Origin of the sequence: Dactylosporangium maewongense (genome assembly GCF_039531485.1) — a bacterium.
In the GTDB taxonomy this organism is placed as follows: domain Bacteria; phylum Actinomycetota; class Actinomycetes; order Mycobacteriales; family Micromonosporaceae; genus Dactylosporangium; species Dactylosporangium maewongense.
In genome coordinates, this window is record NZ_BAAAQD010000027.1 from 142,764 (window position 1) to 164,817 (window position 22,054).

15 protein-coding genes and 1 pseudogene are annotated in these 22,054 nt (G+C 70.4%); 12 read left to right on the top strand and 4 right to left on the bottom strand.

Annotated features, from left to right (window positions below):
- Position 1 precedes the first annotated feature (1 nt).
- Entirely contained in the window at positions 2–1,126 is a 1,125-nt protein-coding gene (locus ABD332_RS47035) for a sensor histidine kinase (protein WP_344511335.1), read from the top strand.
- Between the two features lie 145 nt (positions 1,127–1,271).
- On the opposite strand, the gene ABD332_RS47040 is transcribed toward ABD332_RS47035, so the two are convergent.
- Positions 1,272–4,106 (bottom strand): glycosyl hydrolase family 95 catalytic domain-containing protein, encoded by a 2,835-nt coding sequence (locus ABD332_RS47040; RefSeq protein WP_344511337.1) that lies wholly within the window; start codon positions 4,104–4,106, stop codon positions 1,272–1,274.
- Positions 4,107–4,486: 380 nt separating this feature from the next.
- Here ABD332_RS47040 and ABD332_RS47045 point away from each other — a divergent pair, with 380 nt between their 5' ends.
- The 6 genes from ABD332_RS47045 (at position 4,487) to ABD332_RS47070 (ending at position 12,727) form a co-directional block, all read left to right on the top strand.
- Positions 4,487–6,484, top strand: a complete 1,998-nt coding sequence (locus ABD332_RS47045; protein ID WP_344511339.1) for an alpha-L-fucosidase — start codon at positions 4,487–4,489, stop codon at positions 6,482–6,484.
- Between the two features lie 314 nt (positions 6,485–6,798).
- Complete coding sequence (locus ABD332_RS47050; protein ID WP_344511341.1) at positions 6,799–7,869, top strand: sugar ABC transporter substrate-binding protein; 1,071 nt, start codon at positions 6,799–6,801, stop codon at positions 7,867–7,869.
- Positions 7,866–9,407: a sugar ABC transporter ATP-binding protein gene (locus tag ABD332_RS47055; RefSeq protein WP_344511343.1), complete on the top strand. Its 1,542-nt coding sequence runs from the start codon at positions 7,866–7,868 to the stop codon at positions 9,405–9,407. The genes ABD332_RS47050 and ABD332_RS47055 overlap by 4 nt, the downstream gene beginning before the upstream one ends.
- Positions 9,400–10,422, top strand: a complete 1,023-nt coding sequence (locus ABD332_RS47060) for an ABC transporter permease (protein ID WP_344511345.1) — start codon at positions 9,400–9,402, stop codon at positions 10,420–10,422. Before ABD332_RS47055 ends, ABD332_RS47060 begins: the two co-directional genes overlap by 8 nt.
- 66 nt (positions 10,423–10,488) lie before the next feature.
- Positions 10,489–11,811, top strand: coding sequence for an enolase C-terminal domain-like protein (locus ABD332_RS47065; RefSeq protein ID WP_425552398.1), 1,323 nt, complete (start codon positions 10,489–10,491; stop codon positions 11,809–11,811).
- Positions 11,812–11,842: 31 nt separating this feature from the next.
- Positions 11,843–12,727: an amidohydrolase family protein gene (locus tag ABD332_RS47070; protein ID WP_344511349.1), complete on the top strand. Its 885-nt coding sequence runs from the start codon at positions 11,843–11,845 to the stop codon at positions 12,725–12,727.
- Between the two features lie 41 nt (positions 12,728–12,768).
- Here the strand turns inward: ABD332_RS47070 and ABD332_RS47075 are convergent, their stop codons facing one another.
- Entirely contained in the window at positions 12,769–13,467 is a 699-nt protein-coding gene (locus ABD332_RS47075; protein ID WP_344511351.1) for a FadR/GntR family transcriptional regulator, read from the bottom strand.
- A 153-nt stretch (positions 13,468–13,620) separates the two neighbouring features.
- Here ABD332_RS47075 and ABD332_RS47080 point away from each other — a divergent pair, with 153 nt between their 5' ends.
- The 4 genes from ABD332_RS47080 to ABD332_RS47095 all read left to right on the top strand — a co-directional run bounded on the left by ABD332_RS47080 (position 13,621) and on the right by ABD332_RS47095 (position 18,811).
- The gene (locus ABD332_RS47080; protein WP_344511353.1) at positions 13,621–13,956 is read left to right on the top strand and encodes an L-rhamnose mutarotase; all 336 of its coding nucleotides are present in this window, start codon (positions 13,621–13,623) and stop codon (positions 13,954–13,956) included.
- Positions 13,953–14,978 carry a zinc-dependent alcohol dehydrogenase gene (locus ABD332_RS47085; RefSeq protein ID WP_344511355.1) on the top strand — a complete coding sequence of 342 codons (1,026 nt, stop codon included), beginning with the start codon at positions 13,953–13,955 and terminating at the stop codon, positions 14,976–14,978. The genes ABD332_RS47080 and ABD332_RS47085 overlap by 4 nt, the downstream gene beginning before the upstream one ends.
- Positions 14,975–15,751, top strand: coding sequence for an SDR family oxidoreductase (locus ABD332_RS47090; RefSeq protein WP_344511357.1), 777 nt, complete (start codon positions 14,975–14,977; stop codon positions 15,749–15,751). The genes ABD332_RS47085 and ABD332_RS47090 overlap by 4 nt, the downstream gene beginning before the upstream one ends.
- Positions 15,752–16,117: 366 nt before the next feature.
- Positions 16,118–18,811 (top strand): ricin-type beta-trefoil lectin domain protein, encoded by a 2,694-nt coding sequence (locus ABD332_RS47095; protein ID WP_344511359.1) that lies wholly within the window; start codon positions 16,118–16,120, stop codon positions 18,809–18,811.
- 122 nt (positions 18,812–18,933) lie between these two features.
- Here the strand turns inward: ABD332_RS47095 and ABD332_RS47100 are convergent, their stop codons facing one another.
- Both ABD332_RS47100 and ABD332_RS47105 read right to left on the bottom strand, forming a co-directional pair.
- Positions 18,934–19,599 (bottom strand): SMP-30/gluconolactonase/LRE family protein, encoded by a 666-nt coding sequence (locus ABD332_RS47100; protein WP_344511369.1) that lies wholly within the window; start codon positions 19,597–19,599, stop codon positions 18,934–18,936.
- 20 nt (positions 19,600–19,619) lie between these two features.
- A pseudogene (locus ABD332_RS47105) lies at positions 19,620–20,033 on the bottom strand (RICIN domain-containing protein); the annotation flags it as partial.
- A 352-nt stretch (positions 20,034–20,385) separates the two neighbouring features.
- Here ABD332_RS47105 and ABD332_RS47110 point away from each other — a divergent pair.
- Positions 20,386–22,054: non-reducing end alpha-L-arabinofuranosidase family hydrolase (locus tag ABD332_RS47110; RefSeq protein ID WP_425552399.1), on the top strand; the 1,669-nt coding region annotated here is incomplete at its 3' end.

Sequence of the window (22,054 nt, forward strand, 5' to 3'; positions counted from 1 at the left end):
CGTGCGCGGGTTGCGGGCCGGCGGGCTCTCGCTGGTGGTCGTGCTGATCGGTCTGGCGCAGATCGCCTACGGCCACGGCCCCGGGTTGTTCAAGCCGACGATTCCCCAGCTCGTGCTCGTGCTGGTTGGGGCCGGGGCGCTGCTGCTGCGGCAGCGCCACCCTCGCGCGGTCGTGGTCGTCACGGTGCTGTGCGGGGCGGCCCTGCCGGCGTTCCCGCCGCACCTCGTGCTGGCGGACGTGCCGACCATGGTGGCGTTGTACACCCTCGCGCTGCGGGCCGGACGGCGCACCGCGGCGGCGTACGGTGCCGTCGCCGTGCTGCTGCTCACCGGCAGCTCCATGTGGTGGCTTCCTGGGCATCTCTTCGACATCCGCAACCTCCTGCCACTGAACTACATCGCTGCCGCGGTCGCGATCGGCGATTCGGTGCGCAACCAGCGCACGCTCCTGACCCAGGAACGTCGCCGGGCTGCAGAGGCCGAACGGGACCGCGAAACGGAGGCCCGCCGGCAGGTGCGCGAGGAGCGCGTCCGTATCGCCCGCGACCTCCACGACGTCGTCGCTCACCACATCACCCTGGTCAACGCACAGGCCGGCGTCGCGCACCACCTGCTGCGCACCGATCCGGACCGCGCCTACCAGGCCCTCGCCGGCATCAAGGAGACCAGCCGGGCGGCCCTGGACGAGCTACGGGCGACGGTCGGCCTGCTGCGGGCCGACGACGAGCCGGACGACCGGCAACCGGCACCCACCTTCGCCGGGCTCGACGCGTTGCTGGACGGGTTCCGCCAGGCCGGGCTCGAAGTCCGCCTGACCCGCGCCGGCGCCCCGCGACCGCTCACCGGCACCGCCGACCTCGCCGCCTACCGGATCGTGCAGGAGGCACTGACCAACGCCCGCAAGCACGGTGGCGGGGGAGCCGTGGACCTGGACGTCAGGTACAACGAGGACACACTCGACATCATGCTCGCCAATCCTGCGCAGCCGGGCGTGCAAGGACCGGGCACGGGCCACGGCATGATCGGCATGCGGGAACGCGCCGAGTCGGCCGGCGGCCGGTTCACGGCCGGCATGATCACCGGGAGGTTCGTTGTTCACGTCGGCCTGCCGTTGGCGGCGGACTGACCCGGCGGGCGAGCCGCGCACCATCCATTCCTGCCGTCCGCACCGGCGACCTGCAACCGGACGATCCGGACCCGCGGCGCTGGTCGGTGCCGCGGGTCCGGCTGACGCCACGCACCGTCGGCGCCCGGTGCCGGGTGGCGTGGCATCACAGCGTTGTGACGGTCCAGAGGTTGTTCGTGTTGCTGTTGGGTGCCCACAGCGCCACGGCGGAGCCGGCGGTGGTGCTGCCCATGCCGTCCAGCGCGGTCCCGGTGCCACGGTTGACGATCCGCCGGCGGCCGCTGCCGGCGTCGTCGAGGCGCCACTGCTGGTTGTCGCCGCCGCTCCACGCCGCCTGCCGGCACGGGGCGCCGTTGGCGGTGTTGCCCTGGCTGTCCAGGACCAGGCCGTTGGTGCGGTTGACGATGCGGCACCAGCCGCTGCCGAGGTCGATGATCTGCCACTGCAGGTTGGTGCTGCCGTCCCAGTTCCACTGTTTGACGCCGCTGCCGGAGGCGACGTTCCCGCCGCTGTCCAGCACCAGGCCCGTGGTGGCGTTGGCGATCCGCACGTACCCCTGGACCTGCGTCTGGACCGTGAGGCGGTAGGTGCGTCCGGACAGGCCCGGCAGCTGCACGACGTCGGTCTCCGGCCGGGTCACGGTGACGGTGCCGCCGGTGGTGGTGTCGGTGACCGTGACGGTGCCGGTGAAGGCCCGGCACCGCACCTTGGCCGTGCCGTCGCGGTCGAACCGAATGGTGATCTCGGTGGCCTGGCCGTTGCTCCAGGTCGCGCCCACGGTGTAGCCGCCGCGGCCGCGCAGCCCCTGGACCTTGCCGCTCGGCCAGGCGGCCGGCAGCGCCGGCAGGATGTGCAGTTCACCGGCATGGCTGTGCAGCAGCATCTCGGCGATGCCGGAGGTGGCGCCGAAGTTGCCGTCGATCTGGAACGGCGGGTGCAGGTCGAACATGTTCGGTGCGAGCTTGGCCGGGGTGGCGAGGATGCGGATGAGGTCGTGGGCGCGGGTGCCCTCCTCCATCCGCGCCCAGTAGTTGATTTTCCAGGCGAGGGACCAGCCGGTGCCGTCGTCCCCGCGCAGCTCGAGGGTGCGTCGCGCGGCGGTGTAGAGGGCGGGGGTGCCACGCTTGGTGATCTGGTTGCTGGGGTGCAGGCCGTAGAGATGGGAGATGTGCCGGTGGGTGCGCTCGGGCTCGACCCAGTCGTAGAGCCACTCCTGGATGTTGCCGCGTGAGCCGACCTTCATCGGGGGGAGCCGGTCCTGTGCGGCCAGCACGCGGGTCCTGAAGTCCGTGTCGACGCCGAGCACCTGGGCGGCCTGGGAGACGGCGGTGAACAGGTCCCGCACGATCTGGTTGTCCATCGTCGGTCCGGCGCACACGCTGACGCCGGAGTGGTGCGCCAGCTCCGGGGAGTTGGACGGGTTGGTGACCAGATACCCCAGCGCCGGCTCCTGCACGAGGGTGTCGAGGAAGAACTGGGCGGCGCCCTTCAGCGCCGGATAGTTGGCCTGGAGGAACGCGACGTCGCCGGTGAAGCGGTAGTGATCCCAGATCATGGTGGCCAGCCACGCCCCACCGGTCTGCCACATGCCCCACAGGGCCCCGTCGACGACGGATGAGCCCCGCCAGGCGTCGGTGTTGTGGTGGGCCACCCAGCCGCCGGCGCCGTACTGCACCTGCGCCGTGCGGGCGCCGGTGACCGCGAGCTCACCGACCATCTTGAACACCGGTTCGTAGCATTCCGGGAGGTTGGTCGTGTCGGCCGGCCAGTAGTTCATCGGCAGGTTGGCGTTGATCGTGTACTTGGAGTCCCACGAGGGGCTCAGCGAGTCGTTCCAGATGCCCTGCAGGTTGGCCGGCTGGGTGCCCGGCCGCGAGGAGGAGATCAGCAGGTACCGGCCGAACTGGAACAGCAGCGCCGAGAACTGCGGGTCGTTGACGGTGGCGTGCTGCGTGATCCGTACGTCGGTGGGCTGGTCGGCCGCGGCGGTGCGGCCGAGGTCGAGCGTCGTGCGGGCGAACAGCCGCTGGTAGTCGGTCACGTGCCGGCCGCGCAGGTCGTCCCAGGTCCGCGTGCGGGCCGCGTCGAGGTGGCGCCGGGCGATGCCCTGGTAGTCGCCGGAGACGTCACGGTAGTTGACGTAGCTGGAGCCGATGGAGATCAGCAGGGTCACGCTGTTGGCGCCCGTCACCTGCAGGGTGCCGCCCGAGCTGCTGACGGTGCCGCCGTCGGCGACCGCCCGGGCCAGTCCGTAGAACCTGACCTTGCCGGCGAGGCCGCGCTGGTCCCCGGAGATGCCGTCGACCGCCACCGCCGAGCTGTCGGGGCTGGACAGCGTCGTGCGCTGAGGGCTGTCGAACCGGGCGGAGAACGTGACGGAGCCGGACCTGTCGGCGGTCAGGCGCATCGCGATCACCTGGTCCGGCGCGCTGGCGAGGACCTCTCGCCGGAACCGTACGCCGTTCTGCAGGTAGGACACCGCGGTGGTGGCGGTGGTCAGGTCGAGGTAGCGGGAGTACTCCGACACCCCCGCGGTGCTGGGGAACGTGAGCCGCAGGTTGCCGACCGTCTGGTAGGCGAGCTGGGCGGAGGGGATGCCGAGCATGTTCTGGTCGATCAGGCTCTGTGCCTGGCTCCACTGGTTGGCGAAGACCAGCTGGCGGATCTGGGCGAGGGACCCGGCGCCGCGGGGGTTGCTCTGGTCGTACGGCCCGCCGGCCCAGACGGTGTCCTCGTTGAGCTGGAGCCGTTCCACATCGGAGTTGCCGAACACCATGGCACCGAGGCGGCCGTTGCCGATCGGCAACGCGCGCAGCCAGTCGGTGCCGGCACTGCGGTCGTACCACAACGCGAGGTCGCCGGCGGCGCGCACCTCGGGGGGCGCCGCGGCCGCCGACGGGTCGGCTGTCCACGGCAGGAGTGCGGCGCCGGCTCCGGCCGCTCCGAACATCAGCACGTGCCGTCGTGAAACTTCAGGCATCTGGGTCTCCAAAGCCGATGGGCCCTTGCGGCGGCCAGGCTACAAACATCTGATGTCTCTCGTCAATGCCGTGCGTGAGAACGCAAACATCAGCCGAGGTAGATGTGCAGGCCGCGAGGAAAGCGTTATCTGACGCCTCCTCGCCGAGTCGTGCCGATGTGGACCGCGCGCTGTTCCGCTGCTGTTCACCCCTTGAAGCCCGCGCGACATTCTGGCACTGTCAGTGGACGCTCGATCCGAGCGATTCCGCCGAAGCCGTCGTTGATCCGCTGCACCGCACCGCCTTGCGTGTGAGCGCTCACAACGGCACCCGTTGCCGCGCACCGGCCAGAGACGTGCGTCCGGCAGGTGTGTGCTGCAACCGTCTCTTGGAGGATCACATGCCTCGATCCCCGTTCTCCCGCCGCCGGTTCCTGACCGTGCTCGGCGCTACCGGCGCGGCGGTGGCCGCCGGCGGCGCGGAGCTCATCCGCGCCCTGCCCGCGGCGGCCGCCATCCCCGGGCCGGCGAGCTACTCCGCCACGTGGGCGTCGGTCGACCAGCATCCACCCGCCGCTGAGTGGTTCCAGGACGCGAAGTTCGGCATCTACTACCACTGGGGCGTGTTCAGCGTGCCCGCGTATGCCAACGAGTGGTACCCGCGCAACATGTACAACAACGGCTCGAACGAGAACAACCACCACCGCAGCGTCTTCGGCGACCCGTCGGTGTGGCCGTACAACAACTTCATCGACGGCGCCCGGGACAAGGCCGGCAACGTCGTGCAGTTCGCGCCCAGGCTGCGCTCCGCCGGCGGGAACTTCGACCCGGACGAGTGGGCGCAGCTGTTCCTCGACGCCGGCGCCAAGTTCGCCGGGCCGGTGGCCGAGCACCACGACGGCTTCTCCATGTGGAACAGCACCGTCAACGAGTGGAACTCGGTCAGCAGGGGACCCCGACTCGACCTGCTGCGGCTGCACGCCGACGCGATCCGCGGCAAGGGCCTGAAGCTGCTCGTCGCGATGCACCACGCGTACAACTTCACCGGCTTCTACCAGTGGGTGCCGGCGCAGTCCGACGCGAGCCTGCGCAAGCTCTACGGCCAGCTCGGCGCCGCCGCCGAGCAGCAGCTGTGGTACGACAAGCTGCGCGAGGTGATCGACGGGTATCAGCCCGACATCCTGTGGCAGGACTTCAACCTGTCGCAGCTGCCGGAGTCGCGGCGGCTGGACTTCCTGTCGTACTACTACAACCGCGCGGTCGCCTGGAACAAGGAGGTCGTCGCCACCTACAAGGACGGCTTCAACACCAGGGGCGAGGTCTTCGACTTCGAGCGCGGCGGGCCGGCCGGCATCCAGAGCCCGTACTGGCTCACCGACGACAGCATCTCCAGCTCCAGCTGGTGCTACACGGTCGGCATCGGCTACTACTCGGCCAACGCGCTGCTGCACGCGCTGATCGACCGGGTCAGCAAGAACGGCAACATGGTGCTCAACATCGCGCCGATGGCCGACGGCACCATCCCGTCCGGGCAGCGCACGGTCCTGCTGAGCATCGGCGACTACCTGCGCCGCTTCGGCGAGTCCGTCTACAGCACCCGGGCCTGGAGCGCCTACGGCGAGGGGCCGACGCAGATGGGCGGCGGGACGTTCCAGACGCCGCGGACCGGCACCGCGCAGGACATCCGGTTCACCCGCAGCAAGGACAACCGGGTGCTGTACGCGACGATCCTCGGCTGGCCCGGCAGCACGGTCAACATCACCACCCTGTCCGCGAGCCGGATCAACCTCGGCACGCTGACCTCCGTGCAGTTGCTGGGCTCCACCGCCGGGACGTACATCAACCTGCCCACCCGGACCCAGGACGGCGGCGGCCTGCGGATCACCATGCCGTCGGGCACGGCGCCGTACAGCGCTCCTGCGTACGTGGTGAAGCTGACCTTCTCCGGCTCCATCCCGGCGCTCGGCGGCGGCACCGGTGTCCCCACCGGTTGGGCCAGGATCTCCAACGTCGCGACGGGCCTGGCGCTGGACAGCGGCGGCAGCGTCGCGTCCGGATCGCAGCTCAAGCAGTGGAGCTGGGACGGCAGCGCGAACCTGCAGTGGCAGCTGGTCGACGCCGGAAGCGGCTGGTATCGCATCGTGAACCGCACCAACGGGATGGTCGCCGACAGCTGGGGCGACACCGCGAACGGCGCGACCGCGCGGCAGGCGCCGTGGAACGGCGGCAACAACCAGCAGTGGCGGCTCGACAGCATGGGCAACGGCCGCTATCAGATCGTCAACCGCGGCACCGGCACCGTCCTGGACAGCGGCGGCGACACCACCGTCGGGTCGCGGGTGAAGCTGTGGGCGGCGGGCTCCAGCACCAACCTGCAGTGGACCGTCACCGCGGTCTGACCGCCGGCGTCGATGGCAGGAACATCAGATGTTCCAGTCGAAAAGCGCCGGTAGTGTCGGTGACGGTGGGTCATCAGCGCAGGGCTATGGACAGCCTTCAAAGCCTGGTCTATAAATACATCTGATGTCTGGCGGATTCCTCGTCAGTCAGGTCCGCTGTACGCCCCGCACAACACCCCCTCGCGCGCCGCCTGCGCCACCCACACCCCGACATCCGGTCCACGCTCCCGCGTCCGCGGGCAGCGGCGGTCGACCGTGCCGACCTGCGCTTCGCGGCGCGCACCCATTTCGAAGCGCACTACGAAAGGAGACCCGTGAACCGTAAAGCTCTGCTCGGCTGCGGTCTGGCTGTCGCGCTCGGCGTGGCCACGCTCACCACTGGCTGCGGCAACGACGGCGGGTCCGGGACTGGCACCACAGGGGGCTCGGCGCCGCTGGTCGGGGTCGACTACCCGCGTTCGGACACCGACTTCTGGAACTCCTACATCAAGTACGCGCCGCAGTTCGCCAAGGAGCTGGGTGTCGAGCTCAAGGCCACCAACTCGCAGAACGACATCGCGAACCTCATCTCCAACGCGCAGACCTTCATCAGTCAGGGCGTGAAGGGTGTGGTGATGGCGCCGCAGGACACCGCGGCGATCGCCCCGACCCTGGGCCAGTTCGAGGCGAAGAAGATCCCGGTCGTCACCATCGACACGAGGCCCGACACCGGCAAGGTGTTCATGGTGGTGCGGGCCGACAACCGCGCCTACGGCACCAAGGCGTGCCAGTTCCTGGGCACGAAGCTCGGCGGCAAGGGCAAGGTCGTCATGCTGCAGGGCGACCTCGCCTCGATCAACGGCCGGGACCGCACCGAAGCCTTCAACGAGTGCATGAAGAAGGACTTCCCCGGCATCACCGTCTTCGGCGAGGCCACCGACTGGAAGGCCGACGTCGCCGCGGCGAAGCTGCAGACCCGGTTCGCGTCCGACCCGGACGTCAAGGGGATCTACATGCAGTCGTCGTTCGCGCTGTCGGGCACGCTGCAGATCCTCAAGCAGAAGGGCATGCAGGTCCCGCCGTCGGACCCGAAGCACGTCTTCATCGTCTCCAACGACGGGATCCCCGAAGAACTCAAGAACATCGGCAGCGGCGCCATGGACGCGACCGTCAGCCAGCCGGCCGACCTCTACGCCAAGTACGGGCTCTATTACGTCAAGGCGGCGATCGACGGCAAGACGTTCCAGCCCGGCCCGACCGACCACGGCAGCACCATCATCCAGGTCCGCGACGGCCTGCTCGAGGACCAGCTCGCCGCGCCGCTGGTGACCCAGGACGGTGCCACCATCGGCGGCCAGCCCAGCCTCAAGTTCGACGACAAGTCCCTGTGGGGCAACAGCGTATGAGCTCCACCCGGCAAGGCACGACCGACGGGCCGGTCCCCAGCGGCCGGCCCGTCGTCGAGGCCGTGAACATCACCAAGCGGTTCGGCTCGACCGTCGCGCTGTCCGAGGCAGGCATCGTGGTGCACCAGGGCGAGACGCACGCCCTGGTCGGGCGCAACGGCGCCGGCAAGTCGACCCTCGTCAGCATCCTCACCGGCCTGCAGGCGCCCGACGACGGCGCCGTCGCCTTCGACGGCACGCCGGCGCCGTCGCTCGGCGATCGAGACGGGTGGCGGCGGCGCGTGGCGTGCGTGTACCAGAAGTCGACCATCATCCCGGCGCTGACCGTGGCGGAGAACCTCTTCCTCAACCGGCACGCACGCGGGCCGGGCCGGCTGATCCGCTGGTCCGCGCTGCGGCGTGAGGCCGAGCAACTGCTCGCCACCTGGGCGGTCGACGTCGACGTACGCCAGCCGGCCTCAACGCTGTCCGTGGAGCAGCGGCAGTTCGTGGAGATCGCGCGGGCTCTGTCGTTCGGTGCGCGGTTCATCATCCTCGACGAGCCGACCGCGCAGCTGGACGCCGCCGGCATCAACCGGCTGTTCGGACGGATCCGCGACCTGCGCGCGCAGGGGGTCACCTTCCTGTTCATCAGCCATCACCTGCAGGAGATCTACGAGATCTGCGATCAGGTGACGGTCTTCCGCGATGCCCGGCACATCCTCACCGCGCCGGTGGCGGACCTGGGCCGCCAGGCGCTGGTGGCCGCGATGACCGGCGAGGACGTGAGCATGCCCGAGGCCACCCACCGGCCGCTGGCGGCCGACGCTTCGGTGCTGCTGTCCGTCCGCGGGCTGGCCACCCGCTCCGGCGCCGAGCTGTCGATGGACGCGAGGGCGGGAGAGGTCGTCGGCATCGCCGGCGGCGGCGGCAGCGGCAAGGTCGAGGTCGCCGAGGCGATCGTCGGCCTGTCCCGCCCTGCGGCCGGGACGGTCGTGCTCGACGGCCGGGTGCTGCGCCCGGGCGACGTGCCGGACGCGCTCGACGCCGGCGTCGGCCTGGTGCCGCAGGACCGGCACCGGGAGGGCCTGGTGCCGCAGTTGTCCATCGGGGAGAACGTCACGATGACCGTCCCGCATCGCATCGGACGCAACGGGTTCATCTCCCCGGCCCGCCGAGACGTCTTCGCCCGTGCCGCGATCGCCGACCTCGCCGTCAAGGCACCCGGCCCGCATGTGCCGGTCTCCGAGCTCTCCGGCGGAAACCAGCAGAAGGTCGTGATGGGTCGCGCCCTGGCCGGCGACCCGAAGCTGCTCGTGCTCATCACGCCGACCGCCGGCGTCGACGTGCGCTCCAAACAGACGCTGCTCGGCGTCGTGGAGACGGTACGCCGGCAAGGCACCGCCGTGCTCATCGTCTCCGACGAGCTGGACGACCTGCGCCAGTGCGACCGGGTGCTGGTGATGTTCCGGGGCCGGGTGGTCGGGGAGAAGGCGCACGGCTGGACCGACAACGAACTGGTAGCCGCCATGGAGGGGGTCGATGTCGACCATGACTGACACGTTGCCCGAGACCGCGGTGTCCGCGCCGTCCGAGGTACGCCGGAGTCTGGCCTTCGCGCGGCTTCGGGACCTGGCGCTGGTGCCGGCGATCGTCGCCGTCGCCGTCGTCGGATACATCGTCAATCCGGTGTTCCTGCAGTCGGACAACATCGTCAACGTGCTGCAGAGCATGTCGGAGATCTCCGTCCTGGTGCTCGCCCAGACCATGGTGCTGATCACCGGCAAGATGGACCTGTCGCTGGAGTCGACGTTCGGGCTCGCCCCCGGCATCGCCGCCTGGCTGATCATCGACCCGGCCGTCACCCACGGCCTCGGCGTCCACGTCCTGCCGCCGGCCCTGGCCATCCCGGTCGTGCTGCTCGTCGGCGTCCTGGTCGGGGCCTTCAACGGTCTGCTCATCGTCCGCTTCGGCCTCAACGGGTTCATCGTCACCCTCGGCATGCTCATCGTCCTGCGCGGCCTGCTGACCGGGATCTCCGGCGGCAAGACCTTCTTCGCCCTGCCGACGTCGATGACCTACCTCGGCTCCACCGCCTGGCTCGGGGTTCCCGCATCGGTCTGGATCTCGCTGCTGCTGTTCGCGGCCGGGATCGTCGTGCTCGGCTACACCCGCCCCGGCCGCGCGCTCTACGCGATCGGCGGCAACGTCGACGCGGCCCGCGCGGCCGGCATCCGCACCGACCGGATCCTGTGGACCACGCTGATCGTCGCCAGTGCGCTGGCGGCGCTCGCGGGCCTGATGATGAGCGGCCGGCTCGCCGCCGTGCCCGCCGCGCAGGGCAACGGCGCCATCTTCCAGGTCTTCGCCGCGGCGGTCATCGGCGGCGTCAGCCTCAACGGCGGCAAGGGCACCGTGTTCGGTGCGTTCACCGGCGTCCTGCTGCTGTTCATGATCATAAATGTGTTGACGCTGGCCGGCGTGCCCGCCCAATGGACGAACTTCCTCAACGGCGCCGTCATCCTCGTCGCGCTGGTGCTGTCCCGGATCACCGGGGGCAAGGCCCAAACGTAAGCCGGCCCGCGATCGCCCGGTGCTGCCGTGCAGCGCCGAGACCCCACGACCCTCCAAGGAGCATTGGTGACTGAGCGCATCTCGTCCGTGGACACCGTCGACGTCCGATTCCCCACCTCCCGCCACCGGGACGGGTCCGACGCGATGAACCCGTTCCCGGACTACTCCGCCGCCTACGTGGTGCTGCGCACGACCTCGGGCGCGGAAGGCCACGGGCTCGTGTTCACCGTCGGCCGGGGGACCGAGATCGCGGTCGCGGCGATGCGGTCACTCGCCGGGATGATCGTCGGGCAGCCCGTCGAGGAGCTGCTGGCCGACCCGGGCGCCGTTGCCCGGCGCCTCACCGGCGACAGCCAGATCCGCTGGCTCGGACCGGAGAAGGGCGTCGTGCACATGGCCGCCGGCGGGCTGGTCAACGCCGTGTGGGACCTCGCCGCCCGGCGGGCCGGCAAGCCGCTGTGGAAGCTGCTGGCCGACCTCACCCCCGAGCAGCTGGTGGCCCAGATCGACTTCCACTACCTGCGCGACGCGCTCACCGAGGACGAGGCGCTCGCGCTGCTGCGGGGCGCCGCCGGCGGCCGGGCGGACCGGGAACGGATCCTGCTGGAGCGCGGCTATCCGGCCTACACCACGACCCCGGGCTGGCTCGGCTACGACGACGAGAAGCTCGCCCGGCTGTGCCGGGAGGCCGTCGACGCCGGCTATCAGCTGATCAAGCTGAAGGTCGGCGGCAACCTGGCCGACGACGTGCGCCGGATGGGCATCGCCCGGCAGGCCGTCGGTCCGGAGATCCGCATCGCGGTGGACGCCAACCAGATCTGGGGCGTGCCCGACGCCATCGGATGGATGCGCGAGCTCAGCGCCTTCGACCCGTACTGGATCGAGGAGCCGACGTCACCGGACGACGTGCTGGGCCACGCCGCGGTCCGCAGAGCGGTCGCGCCGGTCAAGGTCGCCACCGGCGAGCACGGCCACAACGCCGTGATGTTCAAGCAGCTGCTGCAGGCCGGCGCGATCGACGTGGTGCAGATCGACGCGTGCCGGGTCGCCGGCGTCAACGAGAACCTGGCGATCCTGCTGCTCGCGCAGAAGTTCGGGGTGCCGGTCTGCCCGCACGCCGGCGGCGTGGGACTGTGCGAGCTGGTGCAGCACCTGGCGATGTTCGACTTCGTCGCCGTCAGCGGCAGCACCGAGGACAGGGCCATCGAGTACGTGGACCACCTGCACGAGCACTTCGTCGACCCGGTGCGCATCAGCGGCGGCCGTTACCTGGCACCGACGGCGCCGGGCATGAGCGCGCAGATCGTCCCCGCGTCGCTGGCCGCGTTCCGCTTCCCGGACGGCCCGGAATGGGCCGCGGAGGCGCAGCCGCTCACCACCGTCGCCTGACGCCCGCATCCACCACGACCACGGAGGCGACGTGATCCTCGACGCCCACCACCACCTGTGGCAGCCCGAACAGGGCTATCACTGGCTCGACGAGCCGGGCCTGGAAGCCATCCGGCGGCCGTTCACACCCGCCGACCTGACCGCCGAGCTCGCCGAGGCCGGTGTCGCCGGCACCGTCCTCGTCGAGGGCGGCCGTTGCCACCCCGGCGAGGCCGCGCAGTTCCTGGGACACGCCGCCGACACCCCGGCGATCGCCGGCGTCGTGGCGTGGATCGACGTGGCGGCAACCGGTGTGGCGGCGACCATCCGGCGGTACCGCCGGCTGCGTGGCGGCGAGCTGCTGGTCGGGCTGCGCGCGCAGGTGCAGGGTGAGGACGACCCCGACTACCTCGACCGGCCCGCCGTGCGGCGCGGCCTCGCCGAGATCGGCGCGGCTGGGCTGGTCTTCGACCTGGTGATCCGGGCCGATCAGCTGCCGAGCGCCGCGCGTGCGGCGCGGGCGGTGCCGCACCTGCGCTTCGTGCTCGACCATCTGGGCAAGCCACGCATCGACGAGCGGGAGGAGGGGTTACGGCGGTGGCGTGAACCGTTCGCCGCCCTCGCCGCCAGTCCCAACGTCACCTGCAAACTGTCGGGGATGGTCACCGAGGCCGGGCCCGGGTGGTCGGTCGAGGCGCTGCGCCCGTTCGTCGCCGTCGCGGTGGAGTGCTTCGGCCCCGGGCGGCTGATGTTCGGCTCGGACTGGCCGGTGTGCCTGCTGGTCGCCGACTACCGCGGCGTGCTCGCCGCCCTGCGCGACGCGTTGCCTGCGCTGTCGCCGGGGGACCACGCCGAGATCTTCGCCGGGACGGCGATCCGAACCTACGGCCTGGCCGGGCGGCTGCGGCCCGCACGGCGGTCCGGCGCGCCGGCATGACCCGCGGCGCCGTCGCGGGCCGCCTGCCGCGCCGCGTCCTGCTACCGGCCGTCGCCGATCGGAGCGGACAGCACCGCGCGCAGCCACGCCTCGGAGGTGTTGACGTGCAGCAACGCGCTGGCGTGGGCGAGCAGCTGATCGCGGGACCGCAGCGCGAGGTAGATGGCGTGATGCTCGTCGATCGTCTTGTGCGCCGAGTTACCCTCGATCAGCCCGCGCCACACCCGGGCCCGCAGGGTGCGGCTCGACAGCCCGTCCAGCAGCGAGGTCAGCGTCTCGTTGCCGGTCGCCGCGACCACGGTGCGGTGGAACGCCGTGTCGAACCCGATGAGCTTCTCCGCGTCGCCGGCGGCGCCGCGCATGTCCTCGAGGATCTGCGCGAGCTCGTCGAGGTCATCCTCGGACATGCGCAGCGCCGCCATGCCGGTCGCCACCGGCTCCAGCATGCGCCGCACCTCCATGACCTCCAGCAGGGTGTCGTCGCGCAGCAGTTCGACCGCGACGCCGAGACCCTCCAGCAGCAGCCGCGGCGCGAGGCTCGTCACGTAGGTGCCGTCCCCGCGGCGCACGTCGAGCACGCGGGCCGACTCGAGCACCTTCACCGCCTCCCGCACCCCGCTGCGCGACAGCCCCATCTGTGCGGCGAGCTGCTGCTCCGGGGGCAGCCGCGAACCCGGCGGCAGCTCACCACTCTGGATCATGGTGCGGATCCTGGTGATCGCCTCGTCGGTCAGTGCCACCGCGTCTCCTCCGAGCCGGTCCTGGACCCGCCGGCACGGGAGGCGTCCCGGCGGACCTCCACTATAGATACATCAGATGTTTGCCGCGGTCGGACACCCCGGCCGTGCCGGCTCCGGCGAGGACAACGACACCACATCCGAAAGAGGACCCAGATGCAACGCTACGGCTCCGTGATCCGGCTCCGGCCGGAGCACCGGGACGAGTACCTGCGGCTGCACGCCGCCGTGTGGCCCAGCGTCCAGCGGACGCTGCGACAGGCGAACATCCGCAACTACACGATCTTCCTGCACGGCGATCTGCTGTTCGGCTACTACGAGTACGTCGGCGCCGACCACGCCGCCGACCAGGCCAGGATCGCCGCGGACCCGCAGACCCAGCAGTGGTGGACGCTCACCGACCCGTGTCAGGAGTCCCTGGCCGAGCCCGGCTCCGGGCACTGGTGGGCCCCGATGCGCGAGGTGTGGCACCTGAACGAGGAGGACGCATGAACCCCAGTGCCCGCTACGTGGGCGACCGCACGTTCGTCGTCGAGGACACCGATGCGGTGCCACCCGGTCCGGGGCAGGTGCGCATCGACGTGGCGTACACCGGCATCTGCGGCACCGACCTGCACATCCTGCACGGCGCCATGGACCACCGGGTGCGCCTGCCCGCGGTCATCGGGCATGAGATGTCCGGCCGCATCGCAGCGCTCGGCGAGGGCGTCACCGGGCACACGGTCGGCGATCCGGTGACGGTCATGCCGCTGAACTGGTGCGGGAACTGCCCCGCGTGCGCCGCCGGGCACACCCACATCTGCCACCGGCTGGACTTCGTGGGCATCGACTCGACCGGATCGATGCAACGGTGCTGGACCGTGCCGGCCGGCATCCTGGTGCCGCTCCCGGCGGACCTGCCCCTGCGGCACGCGGCCTTGATCGAGCCGACCGCGGTGGCGGTGCACGACGTGCGCCGCTCCCGGCTCCGCGCCGGTGAGCACGCGGTCGTCATCGGAGCCGGCCCGGTCGGGCTGCTCATCGCCAAGGTCGCCCAGACCACCGGCGCCGCGGTCACCGTCCTGGAGCTCGACCCGCACCGCCGTGCCGTCGCCGCGGACCTCGGCCTGCCGACCGTCGACCCGGTGGCGCTCGATCCCGCCGCCCACGTGCGGGACGCCACCGGCGGCGCGGGCGCCGACGTGGTGTTCGAGGTGTCCGGATCCGCTGCCGGAGTACGAACGGCCACGGAACTCCTTGCCGTGCGGGGGCGCCTCGTCGTCGTCGCGATCCACCCGGCCCCGCGCGAGGTCGACCTGCACCGCGTCTTCTGGCGCGAACTGGAGATGATCGGCGTCCGGGTCTACCAACGCGACGACTACGACGAGGCCGTCCGCCTCGTGCACAGCGGGCAGGTGCCGGCCGGACGGCTCATCTCCCGCATCGTGCCGCTGGAGCACGTGGCGGCCGCGTTCCAGGCCCTCGAGGCCGGCGGCGACGTCAAGGTGCTCGTCGACTGCGGAGGCGACACGTGAGCCCGTCGGTCCCGAACCCGTTCGACCTGACCGGCAGGCTCGCCGTGGTGACCGGATGCCGCCGCGGCATCGGCATGGCGATGGCGGAAGCGCTGGCCGGCGCCGGCGCGGACATCATCGGCGTCAGCGCCGCGCTGGAGGACACCGGCAGCGAGATCGCCGAAAGGGTCGAGCGCCAAGGCCGGTCGTTCACGCCGTACCGCGCCGACCTGTCCGACCGCGGTGCCGTCCGCGAGCTCGCGGCGTGGCTGAGCGGGCCGGCCTGCACGGTCGACATCCTGGTCAACAACGCGGGCACGATCCGCCGGGCTCCGGCCGAGGTGCACACCGACGAGGACTGGGACCACGTCCTCGAGGTCGATCTCAGCGCCCAGTTCGTGCTCGCCCGCGACGTCGGCCGGGGAATGCTGCGGCGCGGCGCCGGGAAGATCATCTTCACCGCGTCCATGCTGAGCTTCCAGGGCGGCGTCACGGTGCCCGGCTACGCCGCCGCGAAGTCCGGCATCGCCGGTCTGACCCGCGCCCTGGCCAACGAGTGGGCCGGCCGCGGCGTCAACGTCAACGCGATCGCACCCGGCTACATCGCCACCGACAACACCCAGGCGCTGCGGGACCAGCCTGACCGCAACCGCGCCATCATGGAGCGGATCCCGGCCGGGCGCTGGGGCCGGGCCGAAGACCTGGCCGGCGTCACGGTGTTCCTCGCCTCCGACGCGTCGAGCTACGTGCACGGCGCCGTCATCCCGGTCGACGGAGGCTGGCTCGGCCGATGACCCGGGCGCGTCACCTGTGCCGGGCGCTCCCCGGCGGACCGGTGCGATGCCGCCGTCGTAGCCGACGTTCCCGGCGGCGGCACCGTCCTGGGCCGGCGCGGTGTTCCGGAACTTTCCCGGCGGCTTCGACGCGCACGGCCGCATTCCGCGCAGAGGGAAGCATCGACACATGCAAGACCTTGCTCCTCATACGTATGATGTTTACTCTCTGCGTGGTGGCGCGTCGGTCCGAGGTGACGGGCCGCCCTGTGAGAGCCCTGCGCCGACCGGCACCCCAGCCGACGCGATCACCCGCCGGCGCGCCGTTCACCGCCGAACGAACGGCCGGCGAGCCCCGCCGACGGGCAGAGAAGAAGGGACCGAAACGTGAAGTCAGCGTTCTCCACCGCTGGAAGGTTGCTCACGGCGGTTGCGGTGTCCGTCGCCGCCGTGCTGCTGCCGGCCGTCGCAAGCCCGCCACCGGCCGCGGCCGCCACGCAGGCGACGTTCTACGTCGCCCCCGACGGTAGCGACACCAGTGCCGGCACGATCGCGGCGCCGTTCAAGACCGTGCAGCGCGCGCGGGACGCCGTCCGCACCGTCAACGCGAACATGACCGGCGACATTTACGTGTACCTCCGCGGCGGCAGCTATCCGATCTCCAGCACCATCGAGTTCACGCCGAGCGACTCCGGCACGAACGGCTACCGCGTCGTGTACGCCGCCTACCAGAACGAGCGCCCCGTGCTGGAGGCCGGCGTTCAGGTCACCGGCTGGACGCAGCACAGCGGCAACATCTGGAAGGCACCGCTCAACCGGAGCAACAAGCTGCGGTCGCTGTACGTGAACGGCAAGCGGGCGGTCATGGCCACCAAGACCGTCAACTCGGCCGGGTGTTACGGCACCTACACCGTCAGCGCGGGACAGGCCGCCTGGGCGTGGGAGTCCGGCTCGGAATGCGACGGGTCCAAGTACAGCCTCGCGGACTTCCCCGCCGTCGCCCGCAACCAGGACGACATCGAGATCGAGACGGCGACGACCTGGACCACCGCCATCGTGGGGGTCCGCCAGGTCACCACGAGCGCGGACGGCGCGAACCGGGTGGCGCTGTTCCAGCAGCCCGGCGCGGCGATCGCCCAGGGTTCGTACAACGGCGACGCCCAGGCCGGCGGCAGCCACAAGCTGATGAACGCCTACGAGTTCCTGGACGCGCCCGGCGAGTTCTTCTTCGACAAGACGAGCCGGGTGTTGTACTACTACAAGTCGAGCTCCGAGGACATGACGACCGCGCCGGTGTACGCGCCGAACAACGTGACCACCGCGCTGCGGGTCGCCGGTCAGTCCACGAGCAGCCACGTCCGGAACATCACCTTCTCCGGGCTCACCGTCGAGCACTCGGACTGGAACCTGTTCAACGTCGCCGGCTCCGCCTTCAAGCAGGCGCAGCAGGGCAATCTCGGTGCCTTCGCGTACGCGAAGGGCAACTTCCACGACTACTACTACCGCAACGTCGACGTCGCACCCGGTGCCGTCCAGATCGACAACGCCGACGGGATCGTGCTGGAACGCAACCGCATCCAGCACACCGGCGCCGACGGCGTCAACATGGTCAACGACGTGCAGAACAGCCGGCTGATCGGGAACGCCACCAACGACATCGCCGGCTCCGCGGTCACGGTGGGCCATCCGCAGCACGTGTACATCGGCGACGGCACCTCGACGAACCGCGAGAAGTACTCCGCCCAGGTCGAGGGCCTGAGCAAGAACATCGAGATCAAGAACAACTACCTGTACGACAGCGCCGTGCTGTTCAACGGGCACAGCCCCGTCTCCGCGTACTTCGCCGACACGCTGAGCATCCAGCACAACCGGATCGAGAAGGCGCCCTGGGCGGGCATCACCCTCGGCTGGGGCTGGTGGAACTTCGACGGGTCGGCGGGCTCGATCGCGCCGAACCGGCCGACCACCACGGCGCGGAACAACACCATCAGCTACAACCACATCATCGACACCGTGCAGCGCCTCAGCGACACGGCCCCGATCTACACGCTGGGCAGCCAGCCGGGCACGACCGTCACCAACAACTACCTCGAGGGCGTCCCGGCCGGTCACAAGTACGGACTGCATCCGGACGAAGGATCGGCGTACATCACCTTCAGGGACAACGTGCTCAGCGTCGACAAGAACGTCACGTGGCTCATCAACTCCGACGACTGGGGCCGCAAGCACGACCTGAGCATCACTGCTACGTACGGCGCCATCAACAAGGTCTCGAACAAGACGCTGCCGAACAGCACCGTCCAGGACATCGTCGTCTCTGCCGACTACGTGTGGCCGGCGGCCGCGTACGGCATCGCCGTGAACGCCGGAATCGAGGAGCCGTACCGCGACATCGTCGCCTCGGGTCAGGCCGCGAACCTCGTGCTGCCGGCCAGCACCTTCGTCGCCGGCGCGACGGCCAGCGTCCCGATCCGCAGTGCCGGCGACGCGACCAGGACCGTCTGGCTGGCCCCGTCGGGCACGACCAGCTTCGTCGCCGGTCCGACGATGACCAGCGCGGGTGGCACCGCGACGTCCATCGCCGTGCCGGCGTCGGCGGGGGAGTACCGGCTGTTCGTGCTCGACGCGCAGGGAAACCGGTCGGCCGAGTCGAAGTGGCTCGTGCGGCAGCAGGGCGGCGGCAGCAGCCAGCAGAACGTGATGATCGCCGGGGGCGCGTCCGGCCGGTGCGTCGACATCGGCGGCACGAACCCGGCCAACGGCACGCAGGCGCAGCTGTGGGACTGCCACGGCGGGACCAACCAGCGCTTCACCGCCACCTCGGGCAAGCAGCTGACGGTGTTCGGCACCAAGTGCCTGGACGCCAGCGGCCGGGGCACGACCAACGGCACGGCCGTGGTGATCTGGGACTGCAACGGTCAGGCCAACCAGCAGTGGAACGTCAACGCCAACGGCACCATCACCGGCGTGCAGTCCGGCCTGTGCCTGGACGCCAACGGAGCCGGCACCGGCAACGGCACGAAGATCATCCTCTGGTCCTGCAACGGCGGCAGCAACCAGCAGTGGAGCCTGCGCGGCTGAAGGCTTTCGCTGCCTGGGTCGTACGGCCGGCCGGATCCACCGGCCGGCCGTGCGGCGCCCCGCCGCCCGCGGCGTTGGCGGACGCCGCGGGCGGCACTGGGCGGCGTGTGGCGCGGCCCGGGTCAGTACGGGTTGCCGGGCAGGTTGAGGCGCACGCTGAAGATGCCGGAGCCCGACGAGGGCGTGCCGGAGGTGATGAACAGGGTGCGGCCGTCGGGGCCGCCGAAGGCCGCGTTGGTGGTGCCGCGGCCGACGGTGATGGTGCCCAGCCGCGTGCCGCTCGGGGCGTACACCTGGACGGTGCCGTCGGGGTTCGACGCCCAGTAGAGGTTGCCGGCGCAGTCGATCGTCACCCCGTCCGGGCCGTTCATCGACGCGAACAGGGTGCGCGCGCCGATGCTGCCGTCGGCGCCGACGGGGTACCGGAAGATCTGGTTGGTGCCCATGGCGGCGACGTACAGGGTGCGGCCGTCCGGTGCGAGGGCGATGCCGTTGGGCTGTCGCAGGCCGCCGTCGACGAGCTCGACGCGGCCGCCGCGCACGCGGTAGACGCCGGTCACGCCGTTCATGGCATCGGGCCGGTTGCCGCGCTGGTAGGTCGGGTCGGTGAAGTAGACGGTGCCGTCGGCGGCGACGGTGAGGTCGTTGGGTGAGTTGAACAGCCGCCCGTCGTAGTCGGCGGCGACCGTCGTGCGGGAGCGGTCGGCCAGGCTGAAGGCGGAGACGCCGCGCTGGTCGTGGGTCGCCCCGTGCCGTTGGTGGTGCCGCGCCCGTAGGCGTCCAGGCACTTGGTGCCGAACACCGTCAGCTGCCTGCCCGAGGTGTACGTCCACCGCTGGTTGGTGCGGCCGGTGCAGTCCCACAGCTGCGTCTGTGCACCGTTGGCGGTCGAGGCGCCGTTGACGTCCAGGCACCGTCCCGACTGGGCACCGACGATGGGTGTGCTCTGTCCCGGCACGATCGGCGCGGCGAGAGCCGGGGTGCGGGCGGCCACGACCGTGCCGGCGAGCGCCGCGGCCACCGCGAGGGCGCCGGCCGCGACGGCCGGTCGTCTGCGACCGCCGGGTGCGATGTGCGAGTCGGTCATGGCGCTCCTTAGAATTCGATATTGATCGATTGCTGAATTCTGCGTGCATGCGTCTGGCGGGTCAATTGTTTCGAAAACCGTGGCCGCTGTTCGGGTCCCCGGAATTGGCTCCGGAAAACTGTTATTCGTGACCATGCGGCCGGGTCGTCGCCGAAAATTACGCAATCCGTGGATCGACAGGCAGGTCGTCCCAACTGGGAATATGTATTTTCGGGTACGATTCTGCAGTCGTTCGACTTGAATGTTGCCGGCGATTCTGGCAGCGTCGCGGTCTCAGGTGCGAACGTTCCGCCAGGCGCTCGCTGATTGGCCGGCGCTGCTGGCGCCAAGGTCACGCCCGGTCTGGGATGTTAGCGCTCACGCGGTGCATCGATTACCGGAAGCAAGGGAGACCGAGGTGGCTGGAAGCCGGCGGAAGAGATCGTCCGCCATCAGAGCGCTGACCGCTGGTGTGGTCGGTGTCGTGGCCGTCGCCGTGGCCGCGGTGATGATGCCGGCGGCGGACGCGGCGGCGAGCACGCTGGGTGCGGCGGCGGCGCAGTCGGGCCGGTATTTCGGCACGGCGGTCGCGGCCGGTCGGCTGGGCGACTCGACGTACACGACGATCGCCGGCCGTGAGTTCAACATGATCACGGCCGAGAACGAGATGAAGCCCGATGCGACGGAGCCGCAGCGGGGGCAGTTCAACTTCAGCTCGGGCGACCAGATCTACAACTGGGCGACCCAGCGGGGGATGAAGGTGCGCGGGCACACCCTGGCGTGGCACGGGCAGCAGCCGGGGTGGATGCAGAGCCTGTCCGGCAGCAACCTGCGGCAGGCGATGATCGACCACATCAACGGGGTGATGGGTCACTACCGGGGCAAGCTCGCCTACTGGGACGTGGTGAACGAGGCGTTCAACGAGGACGGCAGCCGCCGGCAGTCCAACCTGCAGGGCACCGGCAACGACTGGATCGAGGTGGCGTTCCGCACTGCGCGCAACGCCGACCCGTCCGTCAAGCTCTGCTACAACGACTACAACATCGAGAACTGGTCCTACGGCAAGACGCAGGGCGTCTACCGGATGATCCAGGACTTCAAGTCCCGTGGGGTGCCGATCGACTGTGTGGGTCTGCAGACCCACTTCACCGGGGGTAGCTCGCTGCCGGGGAACTTCCAGACGACGCTGTCGAGCTTCGCGGCGCTCGGGGTGGACGTGGCGCTGACCGAGGTCGACGTCACGAACTCCTCGACGTCGCAGTACGGCGGGCTGACCCAGGCGTGCATGAACGTGCCGCGCTGCGTCGGGATCACCGTCTGGGGCGTGCGGGACAGCGACTCGTGGCGGTCCAACGAGAGCCCGCTGCTGTTCGACGGCGGCGGCAACAAGAAGGCCGCCTACACCTCGGTCCTCAACGCCCTCAACGCCGCCGGCCCGACCACCTCGCCGACGGTGAGCCCGACCTCCTCGCCGACCGGGAGCACCCCGCCCGGCACGCCGGGCGGCACCAACGAGATCGTCGGCACGCAGTCCGGCAGGTGCTTCGACGTCCCCAACGCCACGCAGACCAACGGCACCCGGGTGCAGCTGTACGACTGCCACGGCCAGTCCAACCAGCAATGGACGTACACGTCGGGCAAGGCGCTGCAGGTGTACGGCAACAAGTGCCTGGACGCCAACGCCAACGGCACCGCCAACGGCACCGCCATCATCATCTGGGACTGCAACGGCGGGACCAATCAGCAGTGGAACGTCAACGCCAACGGCACGATCAGCGGCGTGCAATCCGGGCGCTGCCTGGACGTGTGGGGCACCGGCAACGGTCAGCAGGTGCAGCTGTACGACTGCCACGGCCAGGCCAACCAGCAGTTCAAGCTCGTCTCGCTCGGCGGCCCGACCTCGCCGCCGCCGTCCTCGCCGTCGCAGTCGCCGTCCCAGCCGCCGGGCGGGTCGTGCTCGCTGCCGTCGTCGTACCGGTGGACGTCGACAGGCGCGCTGGCCAACCCGAAGTCCGGGTGGGTGTCGCTGAAGGACTTCACCAGCGTCGTCTACAACGGCAAGCACCTGGTCTACGCGTCGAACGTCTCCAGTGGAGGGTCGTACGGCTCGATGAGCTTCGGCCTGTTCACCAACTGGTCGGACATGGCCTCGGCCAGCCAGAACGGCATGAGCTCCG

What these genes read in the sequence shown, in the direction of transcription:
- ABD332_RS47060 (WP_344511345.1), top strand. Translation starts at nt 9,400, where the DNA reads ATGACTGACACGTTGCCCGAGACCGCGGTGTCCGCGCCGTCCGAGGTA.
- ABD332_RS47055 (WP_344511343.1), top strand. Translation starts at nt 7,866, where the DNA reads ATGAGCTCCACCCGGCAAGGCACGACCGACGGGCCGGTCCCCAGCGGC.
- ABD332_RS47080 (WP_344511353.1), top strand. Translation starts at nt 13,621, where the DNA reads ATGCAACGCTACGGCTCCGTGATCCGGCTCCGGCCGGAGCACCGGGAC.
- ABD332_RS47045 (WP_344511339.1), top strand. Translation starts at nt 4,487, where the DNA reads ATGCCTCGATCCCCGTTCTCCCGCCGCCGGTTCCTGACCGTGCTCGGC.
- ABD332_RS47085 (WP_344511355.1), top strand. Translation starts at nt 13,953, where the DNA reads ATGAACCCCAGTGCCCGCTACGTGGGCGACCGCACGTTCGTCGTCGAG.
- ABD332_RS47040 (WP_344511337.1), bottom strand. Translation starts at nt 4,106, where the DNA reads ATGCCTGAAGTTTCACGACGGCACGTGCTGATGTTCGGAGCGGCCGGA.